At 71.4% G+C, this 12,130-nt stretch carries 7 protein-coding genes, 1 tRNA gene and 1 pseudogene; all 9 read right to left on the bottom strand.

Annotated features, from left to right (window positions below; genetic code table 11):
- Positions 1 to 34: 34 nt before the first annotated feature.
- The 9 genes and pseudogenes from OG432_RS19035 to OG432_RS18995 all read right to left on the bottom strand — a co-directional run bounded on the left by OG432_RS19035 (position 35) and on the right by OG432_RS18995 (position 12,090).
- On the bottom strand, positions 35 to 514 hold the full coding sequence (locus OG432_RS19035) for a restriction endonuclease fold toxin-2 domain-containing protein (protein WP_328312152.1): 480 nt from the start codon (positions 512 to 514) through the stop codon (positions 35 to 37).
- A 14-nt stretch (positions 515 to 528) separates the two neighbouring features.
- On the bottom strand, positions 529 to 1,047 hold the full coding sequence (locus tag OG432_RS19030) for a hypothetical protein (RefSeq protein ID WP_328312151.1): 519 nt from the start codon (positions 1,045 to 1,047) through the stop codon (positions 529 to 531).
- A gap of 63 nt (positions 1,048 to 1,110) precedes the next feature.
- Positions 1,111 to 1,575 (bottom strand): annotated as a pseudogene (locus tag OG432_RS19025) (mobilization protein); the annotation flags it as partial.
- 209 nt (positions 1,576 to 1,784) lie between these two features.
- A tRNA-Thr gene (locus tag OG432_RS19020) sits at positions 1,785 to 1,858 on the bottom strand.
- Positions 1,859 to 1,953: 95 nt separating this feature from the next.
- The gene (locus OG432_RS19015; RefSeq protein ID WP_328312150.1) at positions 1,954 to 3,513 is read right to left on the bottom strand and encodes an alpha/beta hydrolase; all 1,560 of its coding nucleotides are present in this window, start codon (positions 3,511 to 3,513) and stop codon (positions 1,954 to 1,956) included.
- A 126-nt stretch (positions 3,514 to 3,639) separates the two neighbouring features.
- Positions 3,640 to 4,845 (bottom strand): DNA polymerase III subunit delta', encoded by a 1,206-nt coding sequence (locus OG432_RS19010; protein WP_328312149.1) that lies wholly within the window; start codon positions 4,843 to 4,845, stop codon positions 3,640 to 3,642.
- Positions 4,846 to 5,227: 382 nt separating this feature from the next.
- Positions 5,228 to 8,713 carry a dTMP kinase gene (gene tmk, locus OG432_RS19005; RefSeq protein WP_328312148.1) on the bottom strand — a complete coding sequence of 1,162 codons (3,486 nt, stop codon included), beginning with the start codon at positions 8,711 to 8,713 and terminating at the stop codon, positions 5,228 to 5,230.
- A 135-nt stretch (positions 8,714 to 8,848) separates the two neighbouring features.
- On the bottom strand, positions 8,849 to 11,674 hold the full coding sequence (gene topA / locus OG432_RS19000; RefSeq protein WP_328312147.1) for a type I DNA topoisomerase: 2,826 nt from the start codon (positions 11,672 to 11,674) through the stop codon (positions 8,849 to 8,851).
- Positions 11,675 to 11,862: 188 nt separating this feature from the next.
- The gene (locus OG432_RS18995) at positions 11,863 to 12,090 is read right to left on the bottom strand and encodes a hypothetical protein (protein WP_328312146.1); all 228 of its coding nucleotides are present in this window, start codon (positions 12,088 to 12,090) and stop codon (positions 11,863 to 11,865) included.
- Positions 12,091 to 12,130 lie beyond the last annotated feature (40 nt).

Genomic DNA, 12,130 nt, shown 5'->3' with positions numbered 1-12,130 from the left:
ACTCGTTGAAATTTACGGAGACGCTTCCTCTCGGTTACGGAACGTACTGCGAGGTTCCCTTGACGTCCTGTTGCGCCATGAGCGTCTGCCAGTAGGCCGCCGCGTCCTTGTCGTTGGTGACTATCGACAGTCCGCGGATTTCCTTGTGGGCGGTCATGGCGTCGCGATACTGGCCGAGTTCACCCTCGTCCAGGCCCTTGAAGAAGGACCCTCTGTTCCACTTCTTCTTGCCGTCGGCACCGTACTTGTCTTCCAGCTGGTCGAAGGTCTCCGGCTTGCGCCAGCAGTCCTTGCCGTCGTCCTTCACGTACTTGGAGTCGATCATGTAGCCGTCCGCGGGCCGCATGCCGTCGGCCGCCTTGAAGGGGCGCTTGGACGTGGGCAGCAGCGGGATCTTGCGCTCGGGGTAACCGGCCGTCCTCAACTGGTAGGCGTTCTCAGGCAAATTGGGGTCGTCCGCGTTGCTGCCCAGGCCGAGCGGTTCGAGGGTGTTGACGAAGGAGACAAACTCCATCCGCTCGTTGCTGCTCAGCAAGCGCGTCGTACCCGGGGCCGGGGGCACGGGGTCCTTGCCGGGGATGCCCGGGTCCGGAGGGACATACGACGCGGGCATGACGCCGGACAAGCCGCCTTGATAGGAGGCGACAAGCACAAGCCCAAGATCTGCGAGGCGATGTGGCTCTCCCTGGCCATGAACTCGCGTGCCGTGTGCATCAGGCCGCGCCCGGTCTCGCTCATGACCAGAGCGCTGAAGCCCATCTTGTCGAGGGCCGTGGAGGCTGCGGACTCGTAGACCTTCGCGAACTCGTGGCCGGCATCGTCGTCTCCGGCCATGCCCTTCTGTCGGTCCAGGTCGTGGAAGAGCGCGATGGTGGTGTCACGAGCGCCCGGCATGACCGCCTTCACCATGTCCATGGCCGCGCCGATCATGTCCTTGGTGATCATGTCGAGATCGGCGGGCATCCCCATCGGCTTCGCCTCCCCGTTGACGAGACTCGTGCGCCACCACATAGCAGAACCGTTCTCCCTCAGATGGGTTTTGCTCATGCAAGCGGGCTTCAGATGAGACGCACCCCACCCGAACCGCAGCCTCCATAACCCTTCGACGCGCTATCGCCTAGGACCGTTGCCCTGCCCCGCAGCCGCAGAAGGATGGATCGGCGGCTCCGGCTGTGGCGCCACGTTGGGATTCCGGGCCCTGACAGAGCGTCGACGGGAAGCTTCGGCGAGGCTGCAGGGTGCGGGGTTGTGGCCGGTGTGCTGGATGCGGGTGAGGAGGACGTGGGCGGGTTGGCGCGCGGTGTCCAACTCCCTTTGCGCGGCTACCTCCTTGAGGAGTTGAGGGGGCTCGTGGCCGCGAACTTCGGCGTCGGCGAGGAGGGTGGCGAGGGCCGGCCAGGCCACGTCGGGGAGGATGCGATCGACGCACTCGGGCACGGCCGCCCGTACGTCGTTTCGCAAGAACGCGGCGGGCTTGATGCCTGGGCGGTCGGGCCGAGAGGTCGGCGAGCGTCGGGGCAAGGCTCGGTCGGCGGCTGTCTGGAGATGCTGGACGGCTTGGCGGGCGGCGTCGGCCCCAGAGCGTCCTGCCGCAGGTCGGCAAGAGCGCCGCCGAAGGCCAAGCGAAGGAAGCCCGAGAGGTAGGTCGCCGAGCCCCTCCGCTCGCGCATTACTCACGCACGCCCCTCGGCGGCGTGCCAGCCGTGCACCTCGCCACGTCCCAAGCGGCTCCGGAAAGAGCAAAAGCCCCAGGTCACGGCGAGTGAGTCCTGGGGCTTCCACAGAGCCGCCTTCGGGATTCGAACCCGAGACCTACGCATTACGAGTGCGTTGCTCTGGCCAACTGAGCTAAGGCGGCACCGCTCTGCGCACCATGGTGCGAGCAGCAGCGTCGCCAAGTCTACACAGTTTCTGGAGTGCTCCCGACCAGGGTCGTGGCGGGCGCTTGTGGGGCTATGAGCAGCGCTTTCCCTTGGCCGGCGGGGTGCCGTCGAGGAGGTAGGTGTTGATCGCGGTGTCGATGCAGTCGCTGCCGCGGCCGTACGCCGTGTGGCCGTCGCCCTCGTAGGTGAGGAGCGTGCCGGAGGAGAGCTGGGCGGCGAGGGACTGGGCCCACTTGTACGGGGTCGCGGGGTCGCGGGTGGTGCCGACGACCAGGATCGGGGCCGCGCCCTTCGCCTCGATGCGGTGCGGGGCGCCGGTGGCCTTGACCGGCCAGTACGCGCAGTTCAGGCTCGACCAGGCGAAGCCCACGCCGAACACCGGGGACGCCTGCTCGAAGGAGGGCAGGGCCGCGGTCACCTCGTCGGGGCCGGAGAAGGAGGGCGGCAGGTCCAGGCAGTTCACGGCGGCGTTGGCGAACATCAGGTTCGCGTACTTCCCGCTCGCGTCGCGCTCGTAGTACGAGTCCGCGAGGGTGAGCAGCCCCGCACCGTCGCCCTTCATGGCCTGGGTCAGCGCGGTGCGCAGTTCGGGCCACGCCGCCTCGTCGTACATCGCCGCGATCACGCCGGTCGTGGCCAGGGACTCGCCGAGCTTGCGGCTCTGGCCGGTGGGGATCGGCTTGGCGTCGGCGGACTTGAAGAAGGCCCGGAGCCGGTCGGACGCGTCCTGCACCGATCCGCTGCCCAGCGGGCAGCCCTTCTGCTTGGCGCAGTCCGTGGCGAAGGACTTGAAGGCCGTCTCGAAGCCCGCCGTCTGGTCGCGGTTCATGTCCAGGGAGGAGAGCGAGGGGTCCATCGCGCCGTCGAGGACGAGCCGGCCGGTGCGGGAGGGGTAGAGCTCGGCGTACGTCGCGCCGAGGAACGTGCCGTACGAGGCGCCGACGTAGTGCAGCTTCTGGTCTCCGAGCACCTGTCGCACAAGGTCCATGTCGCGGGCCGCCTCGACCGTCGACACATGGGGCAGGATCTTTCCCGATGTGGCCTCGCAGCCGGCGGCGAACTCCTTGAACGCCTTCGCCAGGGCCGCCTGCTCGGCCGCGTCGTCGGGGGTCTGGTCGACTTCCGTGTACGCGTCCATCTGCTGGCCCGTGAGGCATTCGACGGGCTCGCTGCGGGCCACCCCGCGCGGGTCCACGGCCACCATGTCGTAGCGGGCCCGCACCGGTGCGGGGTAGCCGATGCCCGCGTACGACTGGAGGTAGCCGACCGCCGAGCCGCCGGGGCCGCCCGGGTTGACCAGGAGCGATCCGATCCGCTTGCCGGGCCCGGTCGCCTTCACCCGGGCCACCGCCAGGTTGATGGAGGGGCCGGAGGGCTTCGCGTAGTCGAGCGGCGCCTTCATCGTGGCGCACTCGAACTTGGCGACTCCGCACGCCCGCCAGCTCAGCTTCTGCGAGGTGTACGGGGCGAGGTCCTCGGCCGTCGGCGCGCCGGCCGGGTCCGCGTTCGTGGCGGTGTGCGCGGATGCGGTCGCGGAGGTGGACGAACTGCCCGACGAGCAGCCGGAGATGAGCAGGCCGGCGGTCGCGACGGCGATGGCTGAGGTACGGAGCAGGCGCCTGGAGTCCATCTCCGGAGCGTAGCCGCCCCGTGACGTGTTGCATGCGGGGGCGGGGCGTCGCGGCTCGTACGGGTGATTGCGTCAACCCCCGGCCGCCCGCGGCGCGCTCCGGTCCGGGGGCAGGGGCGCCCGGGTTCAGCCCGCTCTCAGGGACAGCGTCATCGCCTCGACGGCCAGGAGCGGGGCCACGTTGCGGTCCAGGGCGTCGCGGCAGGCCAGGATCGACTCGATGCGGCGCAGGGTGCCTTCGGGGCCGGAGGCGCGGGCGATCCGGTCCACCGCGTCGCGTACGTCCTCGTTGGCGATGGCCACTCTCGTGCCGAGTTGCAGCGTGAGGACGTCGCGGTAGAACCCGGTCAGTTCGGTGAGCGCGAGGTCCAGACTGTCGCGCTGGGTGCGGGTCTTGCGGCGCTTCTGCTTGTCCTCCAGCTCCTTCATCACCCCGGCCGTGCCCCGCGGCATGCGCCCGCCCGCGACCTGGCCCATCGCGGCCTTGAGGTCCTCCGTCTCCTTGACGTCGACCTCCTCGGCGACTTGTTTGGCGTCCTCCGCCGCGGTGTCCACCAATTCCTGCGCCGCCTTGAGGCAGCCGCCCACGTCGTCGACCCGCAGCGGCACCTTCAGGACCGCGGCCCGCCGGGCACGGGCCGAGGCGTCGGTGGCCAGGCGGCGGGCCCTTCCGATGTGGCCCTGCGTGGCGCGGGCCGCCGCGTACGCGGCCTCGGGCTCGATGCCGTCGCGCCGGATCAGCACGTCGGCCACCGCCTCGACCGGCGGCGTGCGCAGCGTGAGATGGCGGCAGCGGGACTTGATGGTGGGAAGCACGTCCTCCAGCGAAGGGGCGCAGAGCAGCCACACCGTGCGCGGGGCGGGCTCCTCCACGGCCTTGAGGACCGCGTTGGCCGCCTGCTCGGTGAACCGGTCGGCGTCCTCGACGATGATCACCTGCCAGCGGCCGCCGGACGGCGACATCTGGGCGCCCCGCACCAGCTCGCGGGTCTGCTTGACGCCGATGGTGAGGCCTTCGGTGGTGACGACCGTGACATCGGCATGGGTGGCGATCAGAGCGGTATGGCACCCGTCGCAGAAGCCGCAGCCCGGGATGCCGCCCAGCGCGCGGTCCGGGCTCACGCACTGCAGTGCGGCCGCGAAGGCACGGGCGGCGGTGGGACCGCCGGAGCCGGGCGGGCCGGTGAACAGCCAGGCGTGGGTCATCTTGGACGCCTCGGGGCGCGGCTGACCGGAACGCTCGGCGGTGACGAGCACATCGGCATCCCGGGCGGCGGCACCCAGCTGCTCCTGTACTCGTTCCTGGCCCACCAGGTCGTCCCACACGGTCATGTGCTGCCCCTCCGTACCCTCCGGTCGCTGCTTCGCCCATTGTGCGGCACCCCACTGACAGCGGATGCCAGAGCGCAGAACCTTGCAGGTCAGGGTGGCTGTGGGCGGGATGGGAGCCCTGTGGCGGTGGTCGTCGCCCTGCCCTGCGCGGCACTGACCACGATAGAAAATCCCGGCGCCCCACGCGATCGTGCCGGCACGCAGATCGCTCTGCGTACCGGCACGAAGGTTCGAGGTGTGGCAGGCCCCACCCGTCAGGAACGCCGAGGCCCCATCGGGTGGATGCCTGGGCCCGATCCGGCTTTGCGGGGAAGCCCCACCCGGGCACGAAAGCCCCGGCCCGGCGGACGTCCGAGCCCCGGGCCCGCCGGATCCGGACGTCTCAGCGGCGGCGCCCGCGCCGCGCGCCGTTGTCGTCCTCGTCGCCGTCGTGCGGGCCGAGGAGCTCGTCCGCGAGCGTCGGCAGATCGTCCAGCGGGGTCTCCTCCGCCCAGTCCGAGCGCCGGCGCGGGCGTTCCTGGCCGGTCACCGGGTCGATCTGGGGCAGCTCGCGCGTGCGCTCGTTGCCGCCGTCACCCCCGCTGCCCGTGTGGCCCCGGCCGTCACCGGTGCCCCCGCTGCCACTGGCACCCCTGCCGGCGTCCTGGTGGCCGGCGTCGTGCTCGTCGCGGAAGAGGCCGCGCGGCACCCGGTCCGCAGGGTCGGCTCCGCGCACCGGCGGAAGCACCGCGGTCTCGTCGGCGGACACCGCGGGGAGCACGGTCGTCTCGTCGGCGGACACCGCGGGGAGCACGGTCGTCTCGTCGGCGGACACCGCCGGCAGGACCGTCGTCTCCTCGGCGTCGCCGCCGCGACCGGCCGCGGCACCGGCGGCGCCCCTGGGCCCCCTGGCGCCCTTGGCGCCCCCGGCATTCCTGGTGTTCCGCTTCTCCGGTTCGACGACCGGCACGTTCTGGGTGACCTCGTTGGACTCGGCGACCGGCACCGGCTGCGTCACCTCGTTGGGGCTGACGACCGGGGTCGTCACGGTGACCTCCGACTCCGACTCGTGCGCCGCGCGGGCCGCGCGGGCCGGTCCGCCGGCCGAACCTGAGGAACCCGGAGCACCAGCGCCGCCGCCCGGCTTCGAGGAGCCGGACGCGGGCCGGGCCGTGCCGGACGCGCCCGAAGAGCGGGTCGTCGACGCCGGGCCCGCGCCACCGCTCTCGGCCGCCGAAGACGACGAGGCCGCGGTCGCCGCAGCGGTCGCCGCGGCCGCCGCGGCGGCGGACTCCGCGAGGCGGCGGGCCTCCTCCGCGCGCAGCAGCGCCTCCTCGGCCTTGCGCTGCTTCTCCAGGCGGCGCGCCTCCGCCTCGGCGCGCAGCCGGGCCTCCTCCTCCGCCTGCTTGCGCAGGCGTTCCTGCTCAACCGCGCGCGCCTTCTCCTCGGCCTCGCGCCGTACGCGCTCCTCCTCCGCGAGCCGCCTGGCCTCCTCGGCCCGCTCCCGGGCCTCCTGCGCCCTGCGCTCCTCCTCGCGGCGGCGCGCCTCCTCCAGCTCGCGCCGCTTGCGCTCCTCCTCCTCGGCGCGCAGCTTGGCGAGCTGGGCCTGGCGCTCGCGCTCCAGGCGCTCTTCCTCGGCCTTGCGTGCGGCCTCTTCCTCCGCGCGCTTCCTGGCCTCTTCCTCTGCCTTCTTGCGCGCTTCCTCCTGGGCCCTGATCTCCTGCTCGGAGAGCGGCAGCATCTGGTCGAGCCGGTGGCGCACGACGGTGGTGACGGCCTCGGGCTCCTGTCCCGCGTCGACGACCAGGTAGCGGGAGGGGTCGGCGGCGGCGAGGGTGAGGAACCCGGACCTGACGCGGCCGTGGAACTCGGGCGGCTCCGATTCGAGGCGGTCCGGCGCCTCCGTGAAGCGCTCGCGGGCCGTTTCGGGCGACACATCGAGCAGAACGGTCAGATGCGGTACGAGTCCGCCCGTCGCCCACCGGTTGATCCGGGCGATTTCGGTCGGGGACAGATCGCGTCCGGCGCCTTGGTAGGCGACGGACGAGTCGATGTAGCGGTCCGAGATCACGATGGCGCCGCGTTCGAGGGCGGGGCGTACCAGCGAGTCGACGTGCTCCGCGCGGTCGGCCGCGTACAGGAGCGCCTCGGCCCGGTTGGACAGGCCCGCCGACGACACGTCGAGCAGGATCGACCGCAGCCGCTTGCCGACCGGTGTAGCGCCGGGCTCGCGGGTGACGACGACCTCGTGGCCCTTGGCGCGGATCCACTCGGCGAGGGCCTCGGCCTGGGTGGACTTGCCGGCTCCGTCGCCGCCTTCGAGGGCGATGAAGAACCCGTTCGCGGCCGGCAGCTGAGCGGGGTCCGCGCCGCGCACCGCGTCGGCGAGGTCGCGGCGCAGGGGCACGCCCTGGCGGTCGTCGGCCTTGGCGAGCACGACCGCGGCCAGCGGCAGCAGCAGCGCGCCGACCAGCATCAGCGTGAACCCGGCGCCGCCGTGCGCGAAGACGAAGGAGCCCGACTCGACCCGGTGGCTGCCGATGGCCGCGGCGAGCAGCGGCGCGGCGATGGCGCCGAGCCCGATCGAGACCCGCACGACCGCCTGGAGGTGCTCGCCGGTGCGGGTCCTGCGGTACTCCTCGGTCTCCTGGTCGATCAGTACGTGCCCGGTGTTGGCCGCGACGCCGGCGGCGGTGCCCGCGACGAGCGCGATGAAGAGGACCGTCGCGAGGTCGGGCACGAGGCCTATGGCGAGCAGGGCGACGCCGGTGACGGTGATGGCGAACGACAGCAGCCGGCGTCGCGAGAGCACCGGAAGGATCTTCGCGGCGCCGCGGATGCCGAGCACCGTGCCGCCGGTCAGGGCGAGCACGAGGAGCGCGAACGCGGCCGGGCCGCCGCCGAGGTCGACGGCGTGCAGTACGGCGACGGACGCGGCCGCGGCGATCGCCCCGGCGACCGAGGCGCAGGCGAGCACCAGGAGCGGGACGGCGCCGGTGCGGCCCTTGTCGGGACCGTTGCCGGTGCTGGGCCTGCGCAGCCCCTCCAGGGGTGAACGGGCGCGCGGCGTCTGGGTGTCCGGGAGTTCGAGCAGGGCGACCACGGAGATCGACGCGGCGAACAGTCCGGCGGCGAGGTAGGAGCCGAGCGCGGCCTGGTGCAGCTTGAACCAGTCGATGCCCGTGCCGAGCAGGTTGCTGATGAGCGCGGCGACGAGCAGGGCGGCGGCGCCCAGCGGGATCGCCACGAACGTCGTACGCAGCGACAGGCGGCGCAGCGCGCCCAGATGGTCGGGGAGCGGCCGGACAGCGGCGCCCTCCAAAGGCGGCGCGGGCAGCAGCGCGGGCGCCGCGCTCTCCTTGGCGACCGTCCAGAACCGTTCGGCCACGCCTGCGAGGAAGGCGGTGACGAGGACGAGGAGCAGGGCGTGGGACGGCGTCCAGTCGATCCACAGGGGCGCCACGATCAGGAGCGCGGCGCGTACGCCGTCGGCGCCGACCATGGTCCAGCGCCGGTCGAGCGGTCCGTTCGGCGCGGTGAGCGCGGAGACCGGGCCGAGCAGCACGGCGCCGAAGAGCACCGTCGCGAGCGCCCGCGCTCCGAGCACCGCAGCGACGGCGAATGCCGCCCCCCGGTAACCACCCCCGAAGGACTGCTGGGACAGCGCGGCCTGCAACGCCAACAGCAGTGTGACGAGGACGGCGAGTACGTCGCCGATCCCGCCGACGAGCTGCGCGCTCCACAGGCGTCGCAACGTGGGGATGCGCAACAGGGCGCGTACGGCACGTTCGCGTGAATCTGCTGCCAGGGCTTCGGAGATGGGGCTCACAACCGTGGGGGTCCCCCCTGATCCTTCAGAGCTTGGGTGATGCTCGGCTCCTCGCGTCATCCGCCCAGCCTATCCGGAGCGCCCTGGTCCCGGCGGGGGTGCCCGAACATACGGGCGGACGCGGGACCCGGAGCAGGGCGGACACGGGACGGGGGGCCGGGGCGTGTGCCCCGGCCCCCCGTCAACAGCCCTGTCCTACTCCGACGTCGCGGCCTTCTTGGCGGCGGCCTTCTTGGCCGGTGCCTTCTTCGCCGCGGTCGTCTTGGACGCGGTCGTCTTCTTCGCGGCCGTCGTCTTCTTGGCCGGCGCCTTCTTGGCGGTGGCGGCCTTCTTGGCGGGAGCCTTCTTCGCCGTCTTCTTGGCGGGGCCCTTGGCCCGCTTCTCGGCGAGCAGCTCGAAGCCGCGCTCGGGCGTGATCTCCTCGACGCTGTCGGCGGTCCGCAGCGTCGCGTTGGTCTCGCCGTCGGTGACGTAGGGACCGAAGCGGCCGTCCTTCACCACGACCGGCTTCTCACTGACCGGGTCGACGCCGAGCTCCTTGAGCGGGGGCTTGGCGGCCGCGCGGCCACGCTGCTTGGGCTGGGCGTAGATCGCGAGGGACTCTTCGAGCGTGATGGAGAAGAGCTGGTCCTCGGTCTCCAGGGAGCGCGAGTCGGTGCCCTTCTTCAGATAGGGGCCGTAGCGCCCGTTCTGCGCGGTGATCTCCACGCCTTCGGCGTCCGTGCCCACCACGCGCGGCAGCGACATGAGCTTCAGGGCGTCGTCGAGCGTCACCGTGTCGAGGGACATCGACTTGAAGAGCGAGGCGGTGCGCGGCTTGACCGCGTTCTTGCCGGTCTTCGGAGTGCCCTCGGGCAGGATCTCGGTGACGTACGGTCCGTAGCGCCCGTCCTTGGCGACGATCTGATGGCCGCTCACCGGGTCCGCGCCCAGCTCGAAGTCGCCGCTCGGCTTGGCGAGCAGTTCCTCCGCGTACTCGACGGTCAGCTCGTCGGGTGCCAGATCCTCGGGGACGTCGGCGCGCTGGTGGCCCTCGGAGTCCTTCTCGCCGCGCTCGACGTACGGGCCGTAGCGCCCCACGCGGAGCACGATGCCGTCGCCGACGGGGAACGAGGAGATCTCGCGGGCGTCGATGGCGCCGAGGTCGGTGACGAGTTCCTTGAGTCCGCCGAGGTGGTCGCCGTCGCCGTTGCCCGCGGAGGAGGCGGCGCCGGCCGTGGCCGCGTCGCCCTCGCCGAAGTAGAAGCGCCGCAGCCACGGCACCGCCTGGGCCTCGCCCCGCGCGATGCGGTCGAGGTCGTCCTCCATCTTGGCGGTGAAGTCGTAGTCGACGAGCCGCCCGAAGTGCTTCTCCAGGAGGTTGACCACGGCGAAGCTCAGGAAGGACGGCACGAGCGCCGTCCCCTTCTTGAAGACGTACCCGCGGTCCAGGATCGTGCCGATGATCGAGGCGTACGTCGAAGGACGACCGATCTCGCGCTCTTCCAGCTCCTTGACCAGGGAGGCCTCGGTGTAGCGGGCCGGCGGCTTGGTCGCGTGGCCGTCCACCGAGATCTCCTCGGACGACAGGGCGTCGCCCTCGGCGACCTGCGGCAGCCGGCGCTCGCGGTCGTCGAGCTCGGCATTGGGATCGTCCGCGCCCTCGACGTAGGCCTTCATGAAGCCGTGGAAGGTGATCGTCTTGCCGGACGCGCTGAACTCGGCCTGCCGGCCGTCGCTCGCCCGCCCCGCGATCTTCACGGTGACCGAGTTGCCGACCGCGTCCTTCATCTGGGAGGCGACGGTCCGCTTCCAGATCAGCTCGTAGAGCCGGAACTGGTCGCCGCTCAGGCCCGTCTCGGCCGGGGTGCGGAAACGATCACCCGAAGGGCGGATCGCCTCGTGCGCCTCCTGCGCGTTCTTGACCTTCCCGGCGTACGTGCGCGGCTTGTCCGGCAGGTAGTCGGCGCCGTACAGCTGCGTCACCTGGGCGCGGGCGGCGTTGATCGCCGTGTCGGACAGCGTCGTGGAGTCCGTACGCATATAGGTGATGAAGCCGTTCTCGTACAGCTTCTGGGCGACCTGCATGGTCGCCTTCGCACCGAAGCCCAGCTTGCGCGAGGCCTCCTGCTGGAGCGTCGTCGTACGGAACGGGGCGTACGGCGAGCGGCGGTAGGGCTTGGACTCCACCGAGCGCACGGCGAAGGAGGAGTCGGCGAGCGCCGCGGCCAGGGCCCGCGCGTTGGCCTCGTCCAGGTGCAGGACGTCGCTCTTGAGTTGTCCGTCGGGGCCGAAGTCGCGGCCCTGCGCGATGCGCCGGCCGTCGACCGTGTTGAGCCGTGCCACCAGGGTGGACGGGTCGGAGGCGTCGCCCGTCCGTCCGGTGGAGAACGTGCCGGTCAGGTCCCAGTACTCAGCGGAACGAAACGCGATGCGCTCGCGTTCCCGCTCCACGACGAGCCGGGTGGCCACGGACTGGACGCGCCCGGCGGACAGCCGCGGCATGACCTTCTTCCACAGGACCGGCGAGACCTCGTAGCCGTAGAGGCGGTCGAGGATGCGGCGGGTCTCCTGGGCGTCGACCATGCGCTGGTTGAGCTCGCGCGGGTTGGCGACGGCGTCCCGGATGGCGTCCTTGGTGATCTCGTGGAAGACCATCCGGTGGACCGGAACCTTGGGCTTCAGGACTTCCTGGAGGTGCCACGCGATGGCTTCGCCCTCGCGGTCCTCATCGGTGGCGAGGAACAGTTCGTCGGACTCGGCGAGGAGCTCCTTGAGCTTCCTGACCTGGGCCTTCTTGTCGGCGTTGACGACGTAGATCGGCTGGAAGTCGTGTTCGACGTCCACGCCGAGCCGGCGCACCTCGCCGGTGTATTTCTCGGGCACCTCGGCGGCGCCGTTCGGCAGGTCGCGGATGTGCCCGACGCTCGCCTCGACGACATAACCGGGGCCGAGGTAGCCCTTGATCGTCTTCGCCTTGGCAGGAGACTCGACGATGACGAGTCGGCGGCCGCCCTTTGCGGTCTCGCTGGTCGGGGACAACTTCGCTCTTCTCTCCGGTCGGCACTCGGGTGTCAGTACGTGACGCTGCGGAGTGTGACGGTACAACCCGCCCCCGTGTCAAACGGCAAAAGCCCGCAGCGGCCACTCGAACGGTAACCCGACTTACCGAGATCCTGCCGCCCGGACCGTCCCGAAGCCTTCCGAAAAGCGTTTCATCCCCTTTCGGTCTAGAAAGTTCCCTGGATGCGGGTGAAGCACCAGACGCCAAGCAGGAGGAATGCGACACCAAAGGCGCCGGCGAGCACGGCGGAGGTCACCGGTGACACGCCGTGGGCGACCGGAGTGCGGCGGTGCGCGCAGGACGCCGTCCACAGCAGCAGAGCGCTCCCGAACAGCACGAACACCGTTCCCGCGAAGACGGCCGGCCCCGCCTCGGTCCCTCCCAGTGCGTTCATGGGCGCGATCCTCGTCACGGTGCGACGCCCCCGGGCGGAG

Source organism: Streptomyces sp. NBC_00442 (assembly GCF_036014195.1).
Classification (GTDB): Bacteria; Actinomycetota; Actinomycetes; order Streptomycetales; family Streptomycetaceae; genus Streptomyces.
Note: the sequence above shows the minus strand (reverse complement) of the source record. Positions and strands in the feature narration are given on the sequence as shown.